Origin of the sequence: Pseudomonas citri, from assembly GCF_025336485.1 — a bacterium.
Taxonomy (GTDB): domain Bacteria; phylum Pseudomonadota; class Gammaproteobacteria; order Pseudomonadales; family Pseudomonadaceae; genus Aquipseudomonas; species Aquipseudomonas citri.
Genome location: NZ_JAODAB010000012.1, coordinates 127967 through 150622, shown reverse-complemented (window position 1 = coordinate 150622; position 22656 = coordinate 127967). Strand labels below are relative to the sequence as shown.

Here is a 22656-nt window from a genome sequence, read left to right as displayed (position 1 = left end):
CGGCACATGTCAAAAGGGCATTCGCTACAAGACCCTTACTTGAACACTTTACGTAAAGAGAAAGTTGGGGTGTCCATCTATCTGGTAAACGGGATCAAACTGCAGGGCACGATCGAGTCTTTCGACCAGTTCGTCATCCTTCTGAAAAACACCGTCAGCCAAATGGTCTACAAGCACGCGATCTCGACCGTTGTGCCAGTTCGTCCAATCCGTCTGCCTAGCGCAACCGAATCCGAAGGCGGTGACGCTGAGCCGGGTAACGCCTGATAGGAGCCTCCTTTGTTCTTTGAGCGCCACGGTGGTGGTGAACGGACTATTCTCGTTCACTTGGAAGGACAGGACCCTGAGGCGCGCGAAGATCCGCAGGAGTTTCAGGAACTGGCGCTTTCAGCTGGCGCCGAGACCGTCGCGTTTTTCAGCGTGCCGCGTCATCGGCCCACCGCCAAGTTCCTGATCGGCAGTGGCAAGGTCGAGGAGTTGCGCGACCTGGTCAAGGCCGAGCACGTCGACCTGGTGATTTTCAACCACACCCTCACGCCCAGTCAGGAGCGTAACCTCGAACGCGTGTTCGAGTGTCGCGTGATCGACCGGACAGGGCTGATTCTCGATATCTTCGCCCAGCGCGCGCGTACCCATGAAGGCAAGCTCCAGGTCGAACTGGCCCAGCTTGAGCACATGAGTACCCGGCTGGTTCGCGGCTGGACTCACCTCGAGCGGCAGAAGGGCGGTATCGGCCTGCGCGGCCCGGGGGAAACCCAGCTGGAAACCGACCGGCGCCTGTTGCGGGTTCGCCTGCGACAGATCAAGGGGCGCCTGGAAAAGGTCCGCAGCCAACGCGAGCAGTCGCGGCGCGGTCGCAAGCGCGCGGAGATCCCGACGGTTTCACTGGTGGGCTACACCAACGCCGGCAAATCGACCCTGTTCAACAACATCACCCAATCCGACGTCTACGCGGCCGACCAGTTGTTCGCCACGCTCGATCCGACCCTGCGCCGGCTCGACCTGGACGATCTCGGACCGATCGTGCTGGCCGACACCGTGGGCTTCATCCGTCATCTGCCGCACAAGCTGGTCGAGGCTTTCCGGGCTACGCTCGAAGAGTCGAGCAACTCCGACCTGCTGCTGCACGTGATCGACGCCGCCGAGCCTGACCGGATGCTGCAGATCGAGCAGGTAATGGTGGTGCTGGGCGAGATCGGGGCCGAGGACTTGCCGATCCTCGAGGTATACAACAAACTCGATTTGCTCGAAGGCGTAGAGCCGCAGATCCAGCGTGATGCCGATGGCAAGCCGCAGCGGGTCTGGTTGTCGGCTCGCGACGGCACCGGCCTGGACCTGCTCAAGCAGGCCGTGGCTGAGCTGTTGGGGGACGACCTGTTTGTCGGCACCTTGAAGCTGCCGCAGCGCTTTGCCCGGCTGCGAGCCCAGTTCTTCGAGCTGGGCGCGGTACAGAAGGAAGAGCACGACGAAGAAGGTCTCTGTCTGCTGGCTGTGCGCCTGCCCCGGTCGGAGTTGAACCGGCTGGTCAGTCGCGAAGGGCTGCAACCGATGGAATTCATCGAGCAACACACTTTGCAATAAAAGCCTGAGAACGCTGTGTCAGGCATTCTGTAGCATTGGCCGGCGCGCCGTGGGTGCGCCTTAGCTTTATCAGATGGAGAGCGCTATGGCTTGGAATGAGCCGGGTGGCAACTCGAATAATCAGGATCCCTGGGGTGGCAAGCGTCGTAACAACGGCGACCGCAAGGGGCCACCGGATCTCGACGAGGCCTTCCGCAAGCTGCAGGAAAGCCTGAACGGTTTGTTCGGCGGTGGTAAGAAACGCAGCGACGACGGTGGCGGTCGCCCGGGCAATGGCGGTGGTTTCGGCCTGCTCGGCATCGGTCTCGTCGTGCTTGCGGCCGTCTGGCTGTACAGCGCGGTCTATGTCGTGGACGAGCAGGAGCAGGCCGTGGTGCTGCGCTTCGGCAAGTACTACGAAACCGTCGGCCCGGGCTTGAATATCTATTTCCCGCCGATCGACCAGAAGTACATGGAGAACGTCACGCGCGAGCGTGCGTATACCAAGCAGGGCCAGATGCTGACCGAGGACGAGAACATCGTCGAAGTGCCACTGACCGTGCAATACAAGATCACCAACCTGCAGGACTTCGTGCTGAACGTCGACCAGCCGGAAGTGAGCCTGCAACACGCGACCGAAAGCGCCCTGCGCCACGTGGTGGGTTCTACCGCCATGGACCAGGTGCTGACCGAGGGACGCGAATTGATGGCCAGCGAAATCAAGGAGCGCCTGCAGCGCTTCCTCGACACCTATCGCACCGGTATCACCGTCACCCAGGTCAACGTCCAGAGTGCCGCGGCGCCGCGTGAAGTCCAGGAAGCCTTCGACGACGTGATCCGTGCCCGTGAAGACGAGCAGCGTTCGCGCAACCAGGCCGAGACCTACGCCAATGGCGTGGTGCCGGAAGCCCGTGGCCAGGCCCAGCGGATCATCGAGGATGCCAACGGCTATCGCGGTGAGGTGGTCTCCCGCGCCAAGGGTGAGGCCGATCGCTTCACCAAGCTGGTGGCCGAGTATCGCAAGGCCCCTGAAGTGACCCGTGAGCGCCTGTACCTGGATACCATGCAAGAAGTCTTCAGCAGCACCAGCAAGGTTCTCGTGACCGGTAACAAGAACGGCCAGAGCAACCTGCTGTACCTGCCGCTGGACAAAATGGTCGAGAGCGGCCGCAGCACCAGCAGTGCACCGTCGAGCAACTCGACCTCCGCCAGCAATGAAGCCAATACCCGGGCGGCAGCGGATCTGCAGCAACAGCCAGCACGTACCAGGGAGAGTCGCTGATGAGCAATAAATCACTGATCGCCCTTATCGTCGGTGTCGTCGTGGCGATCGCTGCCTGGAACTGCTTCTACATCGTGGCTCAGACCGAGCGTGCGGTGCTGTTGCAATTCGGACGCGTGGTCCAGCCGGATGTCCAGCCGGGCCTGCATGTGAAGGTGCCCTACGTCAATAAGGTGCGCAAATTCGATGGCCGCCTGATGACCCTGGATGCGCCGACGCAGCGTTTCCTGACGTTGGAAAAGAAAGCTGTGATGGTGGATGCCTACGCCAAATGGCGCGTGAAAGATGCCGAGCGCTTCTACACCGCGACCTCGGGCCTGAAGCAGATCGCCGACGAGCGTCTGTCCCGCCGCTTGGAGTCGGGCCTGCGTGACCAGTTCGGCAAGCGTACGCTGCACGAGGTGGTGTCCGGTGAGCGTGATGCGCTCATGGCTGATATCACCCGTTCGCTGAATGGCATGGCGGAAAAAGAGCTGGGTATCGAAGTGGTCGATGTCCGGGTCAAGGCGATCGACCTGCCCAAGGAAGTGAACCGCAGCGTGTTCGAGCGTATGAGCACCGAGCGTGAGCGTGAGGCCCGCGAGCATCGCGCCAAGGGTAACGAGTTGGCCGAGGGCATTCGTGCCGACGCCGATCGTCAGCGTCGCGTGTTGCTGGCCGAGGCGTATCGTGAGTCGGAAGAGGTTCGCGGTGATGGCGACGCCCAGGCGGCCGCGATCTACGCCAAGGCTTTCGGCCAGGACCAGGAGTTCTACGCGTTCTACCGTAGCCTGCGCGCCTACCGTGAAAGCTTCGCGAACAAATCCGATGTCATGGTCCTGGACCCAAGCAGCGAGTTCTTCCGCTTCCTGGAAAAGGCCAAGCCTTGATACGGCGTTGACCAGGGTTTGTACGAAAAGTCGCCGCGCAGGTACTTTTCGTACAAAGCCCGGGAAGACTCCGCCCGGCGGCTAAAGCATCGGGCAGGGTGATCCTTTGGGAAAACGTGTGTATGATGCGGCAGCCGGGAAATTCCCGGCTTTTTTGCGTCTGCACGTTCGATTGCGGTTTTAGCGGCAGGCGTCGGGTTGAATACCTGACAGGTTTTTCGAGGAAAATGCGGGACGAGGCCGATTCCGAGCCATTCGTCACGTCGCTCTTGCGCGCTTTTTGCGCAAGGCGTGGGCATTTTCTGCTTCACTCAAGGCTTGCCCGAAGGCTGGCCACCCGGACCATAGGGGAATGGCGTAATGGCAACGGTAGACCGCTGGCTGCTGCCAGATGGCATCGAAGAAGTACTGCCACCGGAAGCTGCGCGTATAGAAGTAGCGCGTCGGCAGGTGTTGGATCTGTTCCAGAGCTGGGGTTACGAGTTTGTCGTCACCCCGCATATCGAGTACCTGGAATCCCTGCTGACCGGCGCGGGCCAGGACCTGGACCTGCGTACCTTCAAGGTGATCGACCCGCAGTCAGGCCGGCTGATGGGCTTTCGGGCCGACATCACGCCGCAAGTGGCGCGCATCGATGCCCACACCCTGCGCCGGGAAGGTCCGAGCCGCCTGTGCTACGCCGGCAGCGTGTTGCACGCTCAGCCGCGGGCCCTGTCCTCTTCCCGCAGCCCGATCCAGCTGGGCGCCGAGTTGTATGGCGATGCCAGTCCGAGCAGCGACGTGGAAGTCATCAGCCTGATGTTGGCCATGCTGCAACTGGCGGACGTACCGGATGTCCACATGGACCTGGGGCATGTCGGCATCTATCGCGGCCTTGCGCGCGCGGCCGGGTTGTCCGGGGAAGTGGAGCAACAATTGTTCGATGCCCTGCAACGCAAGGCCATCGACGAAGTCATCAGCCTGACCGAGGGGCTGCCGGCCGATCTGTCCGCCATGTTGCGGTCGCTGGTTGACCTGTGCGGCGGTCGCGAAGTGCTGGAGGCGGCCCGTCAACGCCTGGCTCATGCGCCGGCGCCTGTATTGGCGGCGCTGGACGACTTGCTGGCGATCGCCGAGCGTCTGTCGGTGCGCTTCCCCGAGTTGCCGCTGTATTTCGACCTGGGTGAGTTGCGTGGTTATCACTACCACACCGGTGTGGTGTTCGCCGTATTCGTACCCGGCGTGGGCCAGTCCATCGCCCAGGGTGGTCGTTATGACGACATCGGCGCCGATTTCGGTCGCGCCCGCCCGGCGACGGGTTTCTCCACCGATTTGAAAACCCTGGTGACCCTGGGGCGTGCTGAGATCGAGCTACCGTCTGGCGGTATCTGGGTGCCTGACAGTACGGATGCGGCACTCTGGCAGGCGGTCTGCCAGTTGCGCAGTGAGGGTCAGCGTGTGGTCCAGGCCTTGCCTGGGCAACCTCTGGCCGCCGCCCGTGAGGCGGACTGCGACCGGCAATTGATTCTGCAGAATGGGCTTTGGCAAGTACTGCCGCTGGCTTCTTGAGTTTTCCTGCCGGCGGCTGCCGGCACCAAGTTTGCGCGAATGAGGACAAGTGTTATGGGTAAGAATGTCGTAGTCCTGGGCACCCAGTGGGGTGATGAGGGCAAAGGCAAGATCGTTGATCTGCTGACCGAACATGCTGCCGCCGTAGTGCGCTACCAAGGTGGCCACAACGCGGGTCACACCCTGGTGATCGACGGTGAAAAAACCGTCCTGCACCTGATTCCGTCGGGCGTGCTGCGCGAAGGCGTGCAATGCCTGATCGGCAACGGTGTGGTGGTGGCGCCCGACGCCCTGCTGCGAGAAATCGTCAAGCTGGAAGAGAAGGGTGTACCGGTGCGCGAGCGCTTGCGTATCAGCCCGTCCTGCCCGCTGATCCTGTCCTATCACGTGGCGCTGGACCAGGCCCGTGAAAAAGCCCGTGGCGAGATGAAGATCGGCACCACCGGTCGTGGCATCGGCCCGGCCTATGAAGACAAGGTGGCTCGTCGTGGCCTGCGCATCGGTGACCTGTTCCACCGTGAGCGCTTCGCCGCCAAGCTGGGCGAGTTGCTGGATTACCACAACTTCGTCCTGGTCAATTACTACAAAGAGCCGGCCATCGACTTCCAGAAGACCCTGGATGAGTGCATGGAGTACGCCGAGCTGCTCAAGCCGATGATGCTCGACGTCACCGCCGAGCTGCACGAGCTGCGTCGCGCCGGCAAGGACATCATGTTCGAAGGCGCCCAAGGCTCGTTGCTGGACATCGACCACGGTACCTATCCATACGTCACCAGCTCGAACACCACCGCCGGCGGTATCGCCACCGGTTCGGGTTTTGGTCCGATGTACGTGGACTACATCCTGGGGATCACCAAGGCCTACACCACGCGTGTCGGTTCGGGTCCGTTCCCGACTGAGCTGTTCGACGACGTCGGTGCCTTCCTGGCCAAGCGCGGCCATGAGTTCGGTGCCACCACCGGCCGTGCCCGTCGTTGCGGCTGGTTCGATGCCGTCATCCTGCGTCGCGCCATCGACGTCAACAGCATCTCGGGCCTGTGCCTGACCAAGCTGGACGTGCTGGACGGCCTGGAAACCATCAACATCTGCGTGGGCTACAAGAACCAGGACGGCGCTGTCATCGACGCGCCGACCGACGCCGACAGCTACATCGGCCTGGAGCCGGTGTACGAGCAGATGCCTGGCTGGACTGAATCCACGGTCGGTGCCAAGACCCTGGAAGAGCTGCCAGTGGCGGCGCGCAACTATATCAAGCGCCTGGAAGAGCTGGTCGGCGCGCCGATCGACATTATTTCGACGGGGCCGGACCGCAACGAAACCATCGTCCTGCGTCATCCGTTCGGCTGATAAGTCGTTGATGTAAAACAAAAAGGGCCCCTCATCGGGGCCCTTTTTCGTTCCTGTCTGTCTATCGGCACGACACTTGCTACGCATCCCCGTTAAGGCACCGCTTTCATGAGTGCCATCAATTTAATGGCGTTTGGTAGAGGGATTTCACGTGTCGGCCGTTCTCTCACTGTTACAAAGCCGTTTATTGCGGCCCGTGTTCGTTACTCTGGGTATCGCTCTTTTGGTGCAGGTGTTAGTGGCCGTTGCGCTGACTCGCAGCACGGTCACGGCGCTGGAAGCCGATCTGGGCGCGCGTCTTGGTATGGACAGCCAGAAACTTTCCGGCGAGCTGGAGCAGGCAGGGCGTGAAGTGACGTCGAGCCTGGACAGTCTTTCCGCCAATACTCGCCAACGGCTGAACGCCGGTTTGTCCTCGCGTCTGAAAGACGAACAGGCGCAGTTGCGTGGCGCGTTGGAGAAGGATCTGAAAGATTCTGCCAACGATATGGCGCAGCTCCTGGCCTCGGTTGCACCCCGTGCCATGTGGGACAGCGATGTGCCGACCCTCTCCGAATTCGCTCGGCGAGCCCAGCGCAACCCCAACGTATTGTTCGTCATTTATGACGACGCCGCGGGCGAACACCTGACTCGCTATCTGAACCGGGAGAACCCGATCAACAAGGCCTTGCTGGAAAAGGGCAAGGGTGATCGGGCGCTCGATAAAGTGTTGGATGCGGCAAAGCACGATCCGTCGGTGTATTACCTCGAAGCCTCGATCAACCCTAACGGTGTGGAAATCGGCAAGGTGCTGATGGGCGTCTCCACGGCATCGGTGGAAACCGACCTCAAGGCGCTGGACCAGCGATTCTCGGCGTTGATCGCCAGTAGCGACCAGTTGGTGGGCGACAGTCTCAAGGGGGCCGCCGCCGACAGCGCAGCGGCCATGCGTGGCCGCCTGGCGTCGGCCCAGGGGACGGCGACACAGATGCAGGCCAACACCGCATCGACCGTGCAGGAAGCTGCCGCTACCTTGCGTTGGCGCATCGGCCTTGGCCTGGCGCTGGTGGGTTTTGGTGTGTTGCTGCTGTTAGCGGTGGTGTTGGGGCGGCGAGTCGTCAATCGGCTGAAGCTGTTGATTGCGGCGATGAACGATTTGGCTGCGGGCGAGGGTGACCTGACCAAGCGTGTGCAGATCAACAGCAAGGACGAAATCGGCGACATGGCCTCGGCGGTCAATCGGTTTGTGGATAAGTTGCAACCCATCGTCCGGGAGGCCGGAGATGTGGCTCAGCGCACGGGCGTGGAAATCGGTGCGATGACCTTGCGCAACTCCGGTGCCGATGCGGCTGCCGGGATGCAGCGTGATGAAGTGGCCGAAAGCCTTCGGGCTTTGTCGCAAATGGCTGATGAGGCGCAGTCGGAAAGCCAGGCGATGCAGGCTGCCTTGCAGCAAGTGGTGGAGATTCGCCAGGCGACTGACGAAAACACGCGTACTTCGGCCAAGGTCGGCGGGCTGATCGAAGCGTTGGCTGTGCAGGTGGACACGGGGGCGAAAGTCATCGAGCGGCTGGCGCAGCAGAGCGAGCAGATCGAAGTGGTGTTGACGGTGATCCATGGCATTGCCGAGCAAACCAATCTGTTGGCCTTGAACGCGGCCATCGAAGCGGCGCGAGCGGGGGAAACCGGGCGCGGGTTTGCCGTGGTGGCGGACGAGGTGCGGGCGCTGGCGAGCAAGACCCAGAGTTCCACCGGCGACATTCAGGCTCATATCGTGGCGTTGCAGCAGGGGGCTCGCGAGGCGGTAGCCGCCATCGGCCAGGCCGGGCGGCAGGCCAGCGAAGGTCTGCTGGTGCTGCGTGACAGTGCGCGTCTGCAGCAGGCGGTGCAGGCGTCTGTAGAGCAGGTGCACGCGGCCATTGGCCTGGCGACCCAGGCGGCGGCTCATCAGGCCCAGGGCGCGCAAGCGGTGCGCGGGCGGGTGGAGACCATTCATGCCCAGGCCGAGAAGGCGGCCCAGGCTGTGGTCGAGACCACGGCCAGCGGCAAGGTGCTGGACAGTCTGGCGGCGCAGTTGAAGGCGAGCCTGGGGCAGTTCAGGGCTTGATCTGGTGACTGTAGGAACTGGCGAAGCCTGCGATCTTTTGATCTTTCACTTGGGATTCAAGTGTCTGGAGAGAGATCGCAGTCTCGTTTTGCTAGGGGCAAAAACGCAAAAACCCGCTTTCGCGGGTTTTCGGGAGATTCAAGGTCGTTAACCTCGAAGCTTGAATTGGTGCCCAGAAGAAGACTCGAACTTCCACGACCTTGCGGTCACCAGCACCTGAAGCTGGCGTGTCTACCAATTTCACCATCTGGGCAGCATCTTCAGCGTTGCCGCTGTTGATGTGGCGCACTATACGGAGCGCGTTTTGATCTGTAAACCCCTGTTTTCATTTTAATAATTGGTTGGTAGAAATGCAGAGGGCGAAAATGCAAAAACCCGCTTTCGCGGGTTTTTGTGAAGCCTGCAGACCGTTGATCTGCTGCTTGAAATTGGTGCCCAGAAGAAGACTCGAACTTCCACGACCTTGCGGTCACCAGCACCTGAAGCTGGCGTGTCTACCAATTTCACCATCTGGGCAGTATCGGCAACGTGTGTACGTCGTCGATGGCGCGCACTATACGGAGCACGTTTTTAACTGTAAACCCCTTGGTGCAAAAAAAAAGGTAAATTTCACCAGCGGTGTTTCCCTGGGGGCCAGCGGTGCCAGCCAAGGACGCTGGCGAAGGTATCCGATGCCTGAAATTTCCCGTTTCATTACGCCTATGCCAAACTAACCCGCATATAGACAAGGTGAAAACTCTCTAATGGCCGATTGGCAGTCCCTCGATCCCGAGGCCGCTCGTGAAGCGGAAAAATACGAAAACCCTATTCCCAGCCGCGAACTGATCCTGGCGCATCTCGCCGATCGGGGTTCGCCTGCAAGCCGCGAACAGCTGGTCGAGGAGTTCGGTCTGAGCACCGAAGACCAGATCGAAGCCCTGCGCCGCCGCCTGCGCGCCATGGAACGCGACGCTCAATTGATCTACACGCGGCGCGGCACGTACGCGCCAGTGGACAAGCTCGACCTGATCCTGGGCCGTATCGCCGGCCACCGCGACGGCTTCGGTTTCCTGGTTCCGGACGATGGCAGTGAGGATCTGTTCATGAGTCCGGCGCAAATGCGCCTGGTGTTCGACGGTGACCGCGCCCTGGCTCGTGTCTCTGGACTGGATCGCCGTGGTCGTCGCGAAGGGGTGATCGTCGAAGTGGTCTCCCGTGCCCATGAAAGTATCGTCGGGCGCTACTTCGAAGAGGGCGGTATCGGCTTTGTCGTCGCGGATAACCCGAAGATCCAGCAGGAAGTGCTGGTGACGCCGGGTCGTAACGCCGACGCCAGGATCGGCCAGTTCGTCGAGGTGAAGATCACCCATTGGCCGACCCCACGCTTCCAGCCGCAGGGCGATGTGGTGGAGGTGGTCGGCAACTACATGGCGCCGGGCATGGAGATCGACGTTGCCCTGCGCACCTACGACATTCCTCACGTCTGGCCTGAAGCGGTCCTGAAAGAAGCGGGCAAGCTCAAGCCGGAAGTCGAAGAGAAGGACAAAGAGAAGCGCATCGACCTGCGTCACTTGCCGTTCGTCACCATTGACGGTGAAGATGCCCGTGACTTCGACGATGCGGTCTACTGCGAAGCCAAACCAGGCAAATTGCGCTTGTTTTCCGGCGGCTGGAAGTTGTACGTCGCCATTGCCGACGTCTCCAGCTATGTGAAGCTCGGCTCGGCGCTGGACGCCGAAGCCCAGGTGCGCGGTAACTCGGTGTACTTCCCCGAGCGCGTCGTACCGATGTTGCCTGAGCAACTGTCCAACGGCCTGTGCTCGCTCAACCCGCATGTCGATCGCCTGGCCATGGTTTGCGAGATGACCATCTCCAAGTCTGGCGAAATGACCGACTACTGCTTCTACGAGGCGGTGATCCATTCCCACGCCCGCCTGACCTACAACAAGGTCAGCGCGATGCTGGAAACGCCGAAGCTGGCCGAGGCGCGCAAGCTGCGCGGGGAGTACAGCGAGGTGCTGCCGGACCTCAAGCAGCTCTATGCGCTGTACAAGGTGTTGCTGGGCGCCCGTCATGTCCGCGGCGCGATCGATTTCGAAACCCAGGAAACCCGGATCATCTTCGGCTCGGAGCGCAAGATCGCGGAAATCCGGCCGACCGTGCGCAACGATGCGCACAAGTTGATCGAGGAGTGCATGCTGGCGGCCAACGTGGCCACGGCCGAATTCCTGAAAAAACACGAAATCCCGGCGTTGTACCGGGTCCACGATGGCCCGCCACCGGAGCGCCTGGAAAAGCTGCGGGCGTTCCTGGGTGAATTGGGTCTGTCCCTGCACAAGGGCAAGGAAGGTCCGACGCCCAAGGATTACCAGGCCCTGTTGGCGGGTATCAAGGATCGTCCGGATTTCCACCTGATCCAGACCGTCATGCTGCGCTCGTTGAGCCAGGCGGTGTACAGCGCCGACAACCAGGGCCACTTTGGCCTGAACTACGAGGCCTACACCCACTTCACTTCGCCGATCCGTCGTTACCCCGACCTGCTCACGCACCGGGCGATCCGCAGCGTGATCCATTCGAAGATGAACACCCCGCACGTCAAGCGTGCCGGTGCGATGACCATTCCGAAGGCGCGCATCTATCCGTACGACGAGGCGGCCCTGGAACAGCTCGGCGAGCAATGCTCGATGAGCGAGCGTCGTGCCGACGAAGCGACCCGCGACGTGGTGAACTGGCTCAAGTGCGAGTTCATGAAAGATCGCGTGGGCGAATCGTTCCCGGGCGTGATCACGGCAGTGACCGGTTTTGGCCTGTTCGTCGAACTGACCGATATCTACGTCGAGGGCCTGGTGCACGTGACGGCGCTGCCGGGCGATTACTATCACTTCGACCCTGTGCATCACCGCCTGGCGGGCGAGCGCACCGGTCGCAGCTTCCGCCTGGGCGATACCGTCGAAGTTCGGGTCATGCGGGTAGACCTCGACGAGCGCAAGATCGATTTCGAGATGGCGGAAAAAACCATCAACGCGCCAGTCGGTCGCAAGAAGCGCGGCACTGAAGGCGCTGTCTCCGAGGGCAAACCGGCGGCCGAGCCGGCGTCTTCCAAATCCGGGCGTCGTCCGGCCAAGGAGAAAGCCGTCGAAGCCTATCGTTCGAGCGATGCGGCGGCGAAAAACGCCGAGGTGCGCAAAAGCCGTGAAATGAAGAAGGCTTTGCTGGCCGAAGCCAAGGTCGGCGGTAAGGCGGCGTCCGGGGGAAAGGCCAGCCGGTCGAGTTCGGACAAGGCCGCCAGCAAGCCCAGCAAACACCGTAAAGGCCCGCCGAAAGCGGGCTCGACCCCAGCCAAGAGCGGCGGGGCGCGTAAACCCAAGGCCAAGTCATGAGTCAATTGGAAAAAATCTACGGCGTGCATGCCGTGGAAGCGTTGCTGCGTCACCACCCCAAGCGGGTCAAGCAGGTCTGGCTGGCGGAAGGGCGCAGTGATCCGCGGGTCCAGCCGTTGATCGAGTTGGCCAATGCGAACCGCGTGGCGGTCGGCCAGGCCGAACGGCGGGAGATGGATGCCTGGGTTGAAGGTGTCCACCAGGGCGTGGTAGCGGAAGTCAGCCCGAGCCAGGTCTGGGGCGAGGCGATGCTCGACGAGTTGCTCGATCGCACCGAGGGCGCCCCCTTGCTGCTGGTGCTGGACGGCGTGACCGACCCGCACAACCTCGGCGCCTGCCTGCGTTCGGCGGACGCGGCCGGTGCGCTGGCGGTCATCGTGCCCAAGGACAAGTCGGCCACGTTGACGCCGGTGGTGCGTAAAGTCGCCTGCGGCGCGGCGGAAGTGATTCCGCTGGTGGCCGTGACCAACCTGGCGCGTACCCTGGAGAAGCTCCAGCAGCGCGGCTTGTGGGTGGTGGGCACGGCGGGCGAGGCCGAAGTCAGCCTTTATGACCAGGACCTGACGGGCCCGACCATTCTGATCATGGGCGCCGAAGGCAAGGGCATGCGCCGCCTGACCCGCGAGCATTGCGACTATTTGGTCAAGCTGCCGATGGCCGGTAGCGTCAGCAGCCTCAATGTGTCGGTGGCGACCGGCGTGTGCCTGTTCGAAGCGTTGCGTCAGCGTAGCGCCAAGGCGGCCGCTTCGCGCAAGCTATAAGCTTCAAGCCAAGCGTCAAGCAGCGAGTTGGAAGTCATTGCGCTTCTGTCTTGCCGCTTGTCGCTCACGGCTTGCGTCTGTTCAATTGCCTTGCACCTCCCTCGACCCTTCTCTACAATTGCGCCCCTTGCTGTGATGGCAGGCACTCATGTGTCTAGCGTCCACAAGTCCATAAGTGTCATTCACTCCTTGTCTGACCGTTTTTGAGCGGCAGGCTACAACCCGTAAGGAGCATTCATGCGTCATTACGAAATCATCTTTTTGGTCCACCCGGATCAAAGCGAGCAAGTCGGCGGCATGGTTGAGCGTTACACCAAGCTGATCGAAGAAGATGGCGGCAAAATCCACCGCCTGGAAGACTGGGGCCGTCGTCAACTGGCCTACGCAATCAACAATGTTCACAAGGCTCACTACGTGATGCTGAACGTTGAGTGCACCGGCAAGGCCCTGGCCGAGCTGGAAGACAACTTCCGCTACAACGATGCAGTGATCCGTAACCTGGTCATCCGTCGCGAAGAAGCCATCACCGGCCAATCCGAGATGCTCAAGGCAGAAGAAAACCGCAGTGAGCGCCGTGAGCGTCGCGACCGTCCTGAGCATGCTGACAGCGCCGATGGCGATGACAGCGATAGCGACAGCGACAACAGCGATAACGCTGACGAGTAATCCACGGACCTTTTAAGGAGCCAATCACATGGCACGTTTCTTCCGTCGTCGTAAATTCTGCCGCTTCACCGCTGAAGACGTGAAAGAGATCGACTACAAAGATCTCAACACCCTGAAAGCCTACGTATCCGAGACCGGCAAAATCGTTCCAAGCCGCATCACCGGTACCAAAGCTCGTTATCAGCGTCAGCTGGCCACCGCTATCAAGCGCGCCCGCTTCCTGGCCCTGCTGGCCTACACCGACAGCCACGGCCGCTGAGACCAGGTAAGTCGACGAGCAGTAAGGGATTGAATGCATGCGCGCCTTAGCTGAGTTCATCATGCGCGGTCGCATGCAGGCCACTCTGGTAGTGGCTGGATGCGCGGCATTGCCGTTGTTGTATTGGTTGGGCGCTGCCGCCGGGAGTCTCGTACTCCTGCGGCGCGGATCGCGGGACGCCTTGGGTGTCCTTGCCCTGGGACTGCTGCCGGCCTTGCTCTGGTGGCTGTATTCCGCTGACCCGCGGGCACTGATGGTGCTGCTGGGGTCTTCGGCGCTGGCGCTGGTGTTGCGCGCAAGCGAGTCCTGGAACCGCGTGCTGCTGGTCAGCATAGCGCTGGGAGTGGTGTTTTCAGTGGTGCTCGGGGTGGCTTTCGCGCCCCAGATCGAGATGCTGTCGCAGGCTTTGGTAAAAATCCTGCCCGAAGCCCTCGGTGAGCTCTACCGGCAGATGTCGGCAGAGGAGCAGGCGCGTTTCGCGTCCCTGATCGCACCGGTCCTGACCGGCCTGATTGCGGCTTTGTTGCAAATCGTCAGTGTGCTGAGCCTGATTATCGGGCGCTACTGGCAGGCGTTGTTGTACAACCCGGGTGGTTTTGGTCGCGAGTTTCGCGCCATCCGTTTCCCGCTCGGGCTGGCGATGTTGCTGCTGGCGGGCATGCTTCTGGGGCCGAATTTCGGTGCGCAGATGGCCATGCTCACGCCGTTGTGCAGTGTACCGCTGGTGTTTGCCGCCCTGGCCTTGATTCACGGGCTGGTGGCGAAAAAGCGACTGGCCAGGTTCTGGCTGGTGGGGTTGTACGTCACGTTGTTGCTGTTCATGCAGCTGATCTATCCGTTGCTGGTGGTCCTGGCCATCGTCGACAGCCTGATTGATTTTCGCGGTCGTATGGCGCCGAAAGACGCCGACAACGCGAACGGTGAAGGTTAAAAGTTAGAGGATTTTCACATGCAACTGATCCTTCTGGAAAAAATCGCCAACCTGGGCAACCTGGGCGACAAAGTAAACGTTAAGGCCGGTTACGGCCGTAACTACCTGCTGCCTTTCGGCAAAGCCACTGCTGCGACCGAAGCCAACCTGGCTGCGTTCGAAGCCCGTCGCGCTGAGCTGGAAAAAGCTGCCGCAGACCGTAAGGCATCGGCTGAAAGCCGTGCTGCCCAACTGGCCGAGCTGGAAGTGACCATCACTGCCACCGCTGGCGACGAAGGCAAGCTGTTCGGTTCGATCGGTACCCACGACATCGCTGACGCACTGACCGCCTCCGGCGTTGAAGTGGCGAAGAGCGAAGTTCGTCTGCCGAACGGCACCATCCGCAACGTGGGTGAATTCGACGTAGCCGTGCACCTGCACGCCGAAGTTGAAGCCACTGTACGTGTTGTCGTGGTAGCAGCCTAAGCAGTACTTGTCGGCTGGCACCTGAGGGTGCCAGCCGGTAACATCGGGCACGATCCTGTTTACAGGTCGTGCCCTTTGTCTTTCTGCAATTCCTGATTTTCATAACCCTCTGGGTTTCCCAAAGAATCAAGTGGCCATGAACGAAATCACCGCTCCCGAGCAATACGATCTGCAAACCGCAGCCCTGAAGGTGCCTCCGCATTCCATCGAGGCCGAACAGGCCGTGCTCGGTGGCCTGATGCTGGATAACAACGCCTGGGAGCGTGTGCTCGATCAAGTCTCCGACGGCGATTTCTACCGGCATGACCATCGCCTGATTTTCCGCGCGATCGCCAGGCTGGCCGACCAGAACATGCCGATTGACGTGGTGACCCTCGCCGAGCAATTGGACAAGGAAGGCCAGACGTCCCAGGTGGGTGGTCTTGGCTATTTGGGCGAACTGGCAAAGAACACGCCATCCGTCGCCAACATCAAGGCCTACGCCCAGATCGTGCGCGAGCGGGCGACCCTGCGCCAACTGATCGGCATCAGTAACGAAATTGCTGACAACGCCTTCAATCCGGAAGGCCGTACCGCCGCCGAGATCCTCGACGAAGCCGAGCGGCAGATCTTCCAGATTGCCGAGGCACGGCCAAAGACCGGCGGCCCGGTAGGGGTCAACGAGCTGTTGACCAAGGCCATCGACCGCATCGATACCCTGTTCAACACCTCCGACGCGATCACCGGCCTGTCCACCGGCTACACCGACCTGGACGAGAAAACCAGCGGCCTTCAGCCGGCCGACCTGATCATCGTCGCCGGCCGTCCGTCCATGGGTAAGACCACCTTTGCGATGAACCTGGTGGAAAACGCCGTGCTGCGCAGCGACAAGGCCGTGCTGGTGTACTCCCTCGAGATGCCAGGCGAATCGCTGATCATGCGTATGTTGTCGTCCCTGGGGCGTATCGACCAGACCAAGGTCCGTTCCGGCCAACTGGAAGACGACGACTGGCCGCGCCTGACCTCGGCGGTCAATCTGCTCAACGACCGCAAGCTGTTCATCGATGACACCGCCGGCATCAGCCCGTCGGAAATGCGCGCTCGAACCCGTCGCCTGGTGCGTGAGCACGGCGATATCGGGCTGATCATGATCGACTACCTGCAACTGATGCAGATCCCGGGCTCCAGCGGTGATAACCGAACCAACGAGATTTCCGAGATCTCCCGATCCCTCAAGGCCCTGGCCAAGGAATTCAACTGCCCGGTCGTGGCGCTTTCCCAGTTGAACCGCTCCTTGGAACAGCGCCCCAACAAACGTCCGGTGAACTCCGACTTGCGGGAATCCGGAGCGATCGAGCAGGACGCCGACGTGATCATGTTCGTGTATCGCGACGAGGTCTATCACCCGGAAACGGAGCACAAGGGCATCGCCGAGATCATCATCGGCAAGCAGCGGAACGGTCCGATCGGTTTCGTGCGCCTGGCTTTCATCGGCAAGTACACGCGCTTCGAGAACCTGGCGCCGGGTAGCTATAACTTTGATGATGACGAGTAACGTCGTCTGAGCTGGCCCTGTCGCGAGCAATTTCCGACCATGGTCGTCGGATTTGATCATTTTTTGTGCTATATTCCGCGCCCGCGATTTTTCATCCTTTATACCGGTCATCGACATGCAAGCAGCCAAGCCGTTATTTGACTATCCAAAATACTGGGCCGAATGCTTCGGCCCAGCGCCGTTCCTGCCCATGAGCAGGGAGGAGATGGATCAGCTCGGCTGGGATTCGTGCGACATCATCATCGTGACCGGTGATGCCTACGTCGATCATCCGTCGTTCGGCATGGCGATCATCGGGCGCCTGCTGGAAGCCCAGGGCTTTCGCGTCGGCATCATTGCCCAGCCGAACTGGCAGTCCAAAGACGACTTCATGAAGCTCGGCGAGCCCAACCTGTTTTTCGGTGTCGCGGCCGGCAACATGGACTCGATGATCAACCGCTACACCGCCGACAAGAAAATCCGTTCCGATGACGCCTACACCCCCGGCGGCGTGGCGGGCAAGCGGCCGGACCGGGCGAGCCTGGTCTACAGCCAGCGCTGCAAGGAAGCCTACAAGCATGTGCCGATCGTGCTGGGTGGCATCGAAGCGTCCTTGCGCCGTATCGCACATTACGATTACTGGCAGGACCGGGTACGCAATTCGATCCTGATCGACGCCTGCGCCGACATCCTGCTCTATGGCAACGCCGAGCGGGCGATTGTCGAAGTTGCCCAGCGCTTGTCCTATGGCCAGAAGATCGAAGACATTACCGATGTGCGCGGTACCGCATTCATCCGTCGTGATACACCGACCGACTGGTATGAAATCGATTCCACGCGCATCGACCGTCCGGGCAAGATCGACAAGATCATCAACCCGTATGTGAACACCCAGGACACCGCTGCTTGTGCTATCGAGCAGGAAAAGGGGCCGGTTGAGGATCCGCAGGAAGCCAAGGTCGTGCAGATCCTGGCGAGCCCGAAGATGACCCGCGACAAAACCGTGATCCGCCTGCCATCGGTGGAAAAGGTGCGCAACGACGCGGTGCTCTACGCCCATGCCAACCGTGTGCTGCACCTGGAAACCAATCCGGGCAACGCCCGCGCCCTGGTACAGAAGCACGGCGACGTCGATGTCTGGTTCAACCCGCCGCCCATTCCGATGACCACTGAGGAAATGGACTACGTGTTCGGCATGCCTTACGCACGTATTCCGCATCCGGCGTATGGCAAGGAGAAGATCCCGGCCTACGAGATGATCCGCTTCTCGGTGAACATCATGCGCGGCTGCTTTGGCGGCTGCACCTTCTGCTCGATCACCGAGCACGAAGGCCGGATCATCCAGAACCGTTCCGAAGAGTCGATCATTCGAGAGATCGAAGAGATCCGCGACAAGGTCCCGGGTTTCACCGGGGTCATCTCCGACCTGGGCGGCCCGACCGCGAACATGTACCGCATCGCCTGCAAGAGCCCGGAAATCGAAGCCGCGTGCCGCAAGCCGTCTTGCGTGTTCCCCGGCATCTGCCAGAACCTGAACACCGACCATTCATCGCTGATCCAGCTGTACCGCAGCGCCCGGGCGTTGCCCGGGGTGAAAAAGATCCTGATCGCTTCCGGCCTGCGTTACGACCTGGCGGTCGAGTCGCCGGAGTACGTCAAGGAGCTGGTGACCCATCACGTCGGTGGTTACCTGAAGATTGCCCCGGAGCACACCGAGGAAGGTCCGCTCAACCAGATGATGAAACCGGGTATCGGCACCTACGACCGGTTCAAGCGGATGTTCGAGAAGTACAGCAAGGAAGCGGGCAAGGAGCAGTACCTGATTCCATACTTCATCGCTGCCCACCCGGGCACCACCGACGAGGACATGATGAATCTGGCGCTGTGGCTCAAGGGCAACGGTTTCCGCGCCGACCAGGTACAGGCGTTCTACCCGTCGCCGATGGCCACCGCCACGGCGATGTATCACTCGGGCAAGAATCCGCTGCGCAAAGTCACCTACAAGAGCGATGCGGTGACCATTGTCAAGAGCGAAGAACAGCGCCGTTTGCACAAGGCGTTCCTGCGCTACCACGACCCCAAGGGCTGGCCGATGCTGCGCGAAGCCTTGACCCGCATGGGCCGCGCCGACCTGATCGGACCGGGCAAGCACCAGTTGATCCCGCTGCACCAGCCGACGACCGACAGCTACCAGAGCGCACGTCGCAAGAACTCGACGCCGGCCGGCAGCCACAAGGTGGGCAAGGAAACCACCAAGATCCTGACCCAGCACACCGGCCTGCCGCCGCGTGCCAGCGACGGTGGCAATCCGTGGGACAAGCGCGAGCAGGCCAAGGCCGCGGCGTTCGCCCGCAACCAGAAGGCCGCCAAGGAGCGCAAGGACGCCGCCAAGGGCAAGGGGCCGAAGCCTGCGCGCAAACCTGTCGTGCCGCGCTGATTCTTGAGCGACAACGTAAAACGCCAGCCTTGAGAGCTGGCGTTTTGCTTTCTGGCGGCAGTGCTCGCCACAGTCGATTCGCTACCGCCTCGCCACATTTATGTGCGCATCTTTGCGCACGAATACGGGCATCGTGCGTTTTTAGTGCTCTACTGCCTTGAGTAGATAAAGAAAGTGTCCGACCTGCCTGCATGGCATAAGTCTTGCGCCGCTTTCGTTACCGCCCAGGCTCGCAGGAGGCACGTCGTGTCGATCCATATCGCATTGCACCACGTTACGCATTACCGCTACGACCGCGCCGTCGAACTCGGCCCGCAAATCGTTCGCCTGCGCCCGGCGGCCCATAGCCGCACGCGCATATTGTCTTATGCACTGAAGGTTTCGCCCGAGCAGCATTTCATCAACTGGCAGCAGGATCCCCAAGGCAATTACCTGGCGCGGCTGGTGTTTCCCGAGAAAACCGAAGAGCTGCGGATTGAAGTCGATCTGTTGGCGGAAATGGCGGTGTTCAATCCGTTCGACTTCTTCCTCGAGCCCTACGCCGAAAAAATCCCGTTCGCCTACGCCGCCGATGAGCGCAAGGAGCTGGCGCCGTACCTGGAAACCCTGCCGCTCACGCCCCGGCTCAAGGCGTACCTGGATGGCATCGACCGCACGCCGTTGCCGACGGTGGATTTCCTGGTGGCGCTCAACCAGCGCCTGAGCGAAGACATCAACTACCTGATCCGCATGGAGCCTGGCGTCCAGACGCCGGAACATACCCTGGAGCATGCCTCCGGTTCCTGTCGCGATTCGGCCTGGTTGCTGGTGCAGCTGCTGCGCAACCTGGGCCTGGCCGCACGTTTCGTTTCCGGTTACCTGATCCAATTGACCGCCGATGTGAAAAGCCTAGATGGCCCGTCCGGCACTGAGGTGGATTTCACCGACCTGCATGCCTGGTGCGAGGTCTACTTGCCCGGTGCCGGCTGGATCGGCCTGGATGCGACGTCCGGTTTGTTCGCCGGCGAAGGGCATATCCCTTTGGCCTGTAGCCCCGATCCTTCGTCGGCGGCGCCGATCAGTGGCTTGGTGGAGCCGTGTGAGTGCGCGTTCAGCCACGAGATGTCCGTGGAGCGGATATGGGAGGCGCCGCGGGTCACCAAGCCCTACACCGATGAGCAATGGCAAGCGATCCAGGCCCTGGGCCACCAGATCGATGAAGATCTGCTCGAAGGTGACGTGCGCCTGACCATGGGCGGCGAACCGACTTTTGTGTCCATCGATGATCCTGACGGCGCCGAATGGAATACCGCAGCGCTCGGACCGAACAAGCGCCGGCTCTCTGCCGAGCTGTTCCAGCGCATGCGCAGCCACTACGCGCCCCAGGGGCTGGTGCATTTCGGCCAGGGCAAGTGGTATCCCGGCGAGCAGTTGCCGCGCTGGTCGCTCAATTGTTACTGGCGGCGCGATGGGGTGCCGATCTGGCACAACAGCGCGTTGATCGCCGATGAGCAGCAGGACTACGGCGCCGATGGCGAACTGGCCGGGCGGTTCCTGGCGAGCGTCGCCGAGCGCTTGAAAATTCCTGCGCGATTCGTGTTTGCGGCCTACGAAGATAATTTCTACTACCTGTGGCGCGAAGGTACGTTGCCGTCGAATGTCACGGCCCAGGACCCGCGCCTGGAGGACGCCCTGGAGCGTGCGCGGTTGCGCAAGGTCTTCAACCAGGGCCTGGACAAGGTGATCGGCCAGGTCTTGCCGCTGGCCCGCACGGCCAAGGGTGATCAATGGCAAAGCGGCCGTTGGTACCTGCGCGATACTCATTGCCGCCTGGTGCCGGGGGATTCGCCGCTGGGCTATCGCTTGCCATTGGCCTCCCAGCCTTGGGTGACGGCGGCTGAGTACCCGTTCATCCACCCCACCGACCCGAATCAGGACTTGCCCGAGCTGCCGGACGCCGAGCAACTGGCGTGTCACGGCGAACCGGCGCTTGACCCGGAGCGCGTCCCGCAGGTCGACGCCTCCGCCGACTGGCTGACCCGCACGGCCCTCTGCGCCGAGGCCCGTGAAGGTCGGTTGTACTTGTTCATGCCGCCGCTGGCGCGGGTCGAGGATTACCTGGAGCTGGTCAGCGCCATCGAAGCGACGGCCGAGGAGCTGCATTGTCCGGTGCTGCTGGAAGGCTATGAGCCGCCGAGCGACCCGCGCTTGAGCAATTTGCGCATCACCCCTGATCCCGGTGTGATCGAGGTCAACGTGCAGCCTTCGGCGAGCTGGGACGAGTTGGTCGAACACACTGAATTTCTTTACGAGCAGGCGCGACAGACCCGGCTGACCACCGAGAAATTCATGATCGATGGCCGGCACACTGGAACCGGGGGCGGTAACCATTTCGTGCTGGGTGGCGCGACACCGGCCGATTCGCCGTTTCTGCGGCGTCCCGACCTGCTGCGCAGCCTGATCAGTTACTGGCATAACCACCCGTCGTTGTCCTACCTGTTTTCCGGATTGTTCATCGGGCCGACGTCCCAGGCGCCGCGGGTCGATGAAGCGCGCAACGATGCGTTGTATGAGCTGGAAATCGCTTTCGCGCAGATGCCCGAGGTTGGCGAGCAATGCCCGCCCTGGTTGGTCGACCGGTTGTTGCGCAACCTGTTGATCGACGTGACCGGCAACACGCACCGGGCCGAATTCTGCATCGACAAGCTCTACTCGCCGGACGGTGCCACCGGGCGCCTTGGCCTGTTGGAGTTGCGGGCGTTCGAAATGCCGCCCCACGCGCGCATGAGCCTGGCTCAGCAACTGCTGTTGCGGGCGCTGGTGGCGCGGTTCTGGCGCGAGCCTTATGCACCGGCGAAACTGGTGCGTTGGGACACCGAGCTGCATGACCGTTTCATGTTGCCGCATTTCATCGAGCAGGATTTCGCCGATGTGATTGCCGAACTGAACAGCGCCGGCTATGGGCTGCGCACCGAATGGTTTGCGGCGCACCTGGAATTTCGCTTCCCCAAGGTCGGCGACTACGCGGCCAACGGCATCGAGCTGCAATTGCGCCAGGCGCTCGAACCCTGGCATGTGCTGGGGGAGGAGGGCACGATGGGTGGCACCGTGCGCTATGTGGACTCTTCCCTGGAGCGCTTGCAGGTCAAGCTCAGCGGCCTGGCGCCGCAACGCTATGTGCTCACCTGCAATGGCGTGGCGGTACCGTTGCAGCCCACCGGGCGGGGCGGCGAGTTCGTCGCCGGGGTGCGTTTCCGTGCCTGGCAACCGGCCAACTGCCTGCAACCGACCATTCCCGTCCACGCGCCGTTGGTCTTCGACTTGCTCGATACCTGGACGCAACGTTCCGTGGGCGGTTGCCAGTACCACGTGGCCCATCCGGGCGGGCGCAACTATGAGAGCCTGCCGGTGAATGCCAACGAGGCCGAGAGCCGGCGGATGGCCCGGTTCTTCCGGCTCGGACACACGCCTGGGAAATTGCCGATACCCAGCGTGGCAAAGGATGACGAGTTTCCTTTCACCCTCGATCTGCGGCGTTTTCGGGAGACGTCAGAGCAATAAGCGAAACTGTGGCGAGGGGATTTATCCCCTCGC

The 22656-nt window shown here is 61.5% G+C and carries 16 protein-coding genes and 2 tRNA genes; 16 read left to right on the top strand and 2 right to left on the bottom strand.

The window, feature by feature from the left end; all coding sequences use genetic code 11:
* Positions 1-6 precede the first annotated feature (6 nt).
* The 7 genes from hfq (at position 7) to N4Q37_RS28105 (ending at position 8692) form a co-directional block, all read left to right on the top strand.
* Positions 7-267 (top strand): RNA chaperone Hfq, encoded by a 261-nt coding sequence (hfq, locus tag N4Q37_RS15460; RefSeq protein ID WP_003186419.1) that lies wholly within the window; start codon positions 7-9, stop codon positions 265-267.
* Between the two features lie 12 nt (positions 268-279).
* On the top strand, positions 280-1581 hold the full coding sequence (gene hflX / locus N4Q37_RS15455) for a ribosome rescue GTPase HflX (protein ID WP_260958932.1): 1302 nt from the start codon (positions 280-282) through the stop codon (positions 1579-1581).
* Positions 1582-1666: 85 nt separating this feature from the next.
* A complete protein-coding gene (gene hflK, locus N4Q37_RS15450) occupies positions 1667-2842 on the top strand; it encodes an FtsH protease activity modulator HflK (RefSeq protein ID WP_260958930.1) in 1176 nt (391 codons plus the stop codon).
* The gene (gene hflC, locus N4Q37_RS15445) at positions 2842-3711 is read left to right on the top strand and encodes a protease modulator HflC (RefSeq protein ID WP_260958927.1); all 870 of its coding nucleotides are present in this window, start codon (positions 2842-2844) and stop codon (positions 3709-3711) included. The genes hflK and hflC overlap by 1 nt, the downstream gene beginning before the upstream one ends.
* Before the next feature lie 360 nt (positions 3712-4071).
* On the top strand, positions 4072-5259 hold the full coding sequence (locus N4Q37_RS15440) for an ATP phosphoribosyltransferase regulatory subunit (protein ID WP_260958925.1): 1188 nt from the start codon (positions 4072-4074) through the stop codon (positions 5257-5259).
* Between the two features lie 54 nt (positions 5260-5313).
* Entirely contained in the window at positions 5314-6606 is a 1293-nt protein-coding gene (locus tag N4Q37_RS15435; RefSeq protein WP_260958923.1) for an adenylosuccinate synthase, read from the top strand.
* 151 nt (positions 6607-6757) lie between these two features.
* On the top strand, positions 6758-8692 hold the full coding sequence (locus N4Q37_RS28105; RefSeq protein WP_260958922.1) for a methyl-accepting chemotaxis protein: 1935 nt from the start codon (positions 6758-6760) through the stop codon (positions 8690-8692).
* Between the two features lie 166 nt (positions 8693-8858).
* Here N4Q37_RS28105 and N4Q37_RS15425 read toward each other — a convergent pair.
* Positions 8859-8945 (bottom strand) — tRNA-Leu (locus N4Q37_RS15425).
* Between the two features lie 176 nt (positions 8946-9121).
* Positions 9122-9208, bottom strand: a tRNA-Leu gene (locus N4Q37_RS15420).
* 227 nt (positions 9209-9435) lie between these two features.
* Between N4Q37_RS15420 and rnr the strand changes: the two genes are divergently transcribed.
* The 9 genes from rnr to N4Q37_RS15375 all read left to right on the top strand — a co-directional run bounded on the left by rnr (position 9436) and on the right by N4Q37_RS15375 (position 22623).
* Positions 9436-12051, top strand: a complete 2616-nt coding sequence (rnr, locus tag N4Q37_RS15415; protein ID WP_260958920.1) for a ribonuclease R — start codon at positions 9436-9438, stop codon at positions 12049-12051.
* Complete coding sequence (gene rlmB / locus N4Q37_RS15410) at positions 12048-12812, top strand: 23S rRNA (guanosine(2251)-2'-O)-methyltransferase RlmB (RefSeq protein ID WP_260958918.1); 765 nt, start codon at positions 12048-12050, stop codon at positions 12810-12812. Before rnr ends, rlmB begins: the two co-directional genes overlap by 4 nt.
* A gap of 237 nt (positions 12813-13049) precedes the next feature.
* A complete protein-coding gene (gene rpsF, locus N4Q37_RS15405) occupies positions 13050-13478 on the top strand; it encodes a 30S ribosomal protein S6 (protein WP_260958916.1) in 429 nt (142 codons plus the stop codon).
* Positions 13479-13506: 28 nt separating this feature from the next.
* On the top strand, positions 13507-13737 hold the full coding sequence (rpsR, locus tag N4Q37_RS15400) for a 30S ribosomal protein S18 (RefSeq protein WP_002551829.1): 231 nt from the start codon (positions 13507-13509) through the stop codon (positions 13735-13737).
* A gap of 37 nt (positions 13738-13774) precedes the next feature.
* Entirely contained in the window at positions 13775-14668 is an 894-nt protein-coding gene (locus tag N4Q37_RS15395) for a hypothetical protein (protein ID WP_260958875.1), read from the top strand.
* Positions 14669-14686: 18 nt separating this feature from the next.
* Complete coding sequence (rplI, locus tag N4Q37_RS15390; protein ID WP_260958874.1) at positions 14687-15133, top strand: 50S ribosomal protein L9; 447 nt, start codon at positions 14687-14689, stop codon at positions 15131-15133.
* 136 nt (positions 15134-15269) lie between these two features.
* Entirely contained in the window at positions 15270-16667 is a 1398-nt protein-coding gene (dnaB, locus tag N4Q37_RS15385) for a replicative DNA helicase (protein WP_260958873.1), read from the top strand.
* Between the two features lie 115 nt (positions 16668-16782).
* Positions 16783-19083, top strand: coding sequence for a YgiQ family radical SAM protein (locus N4Q37_RS15380; protein ID WP_260958872.1), 2301 nt, complete (start codon positions 16783-16785; stop codon positions 19081-19083).
* 246 nt (positions 19084-19329) lie between these two features.
* Positions 19330-22623: a transglutaminase family protein gene (locus N4Q37_RS15375; RefSeq protein WP_260958871.1), complete on the top strand. Its 3294-nt coding sequence runs from the start codon at positions 19330-19332 to the stop codon at positions 22621-22623.
* Positions 22624-22656 lie beyond the last annotated feature (33 nt).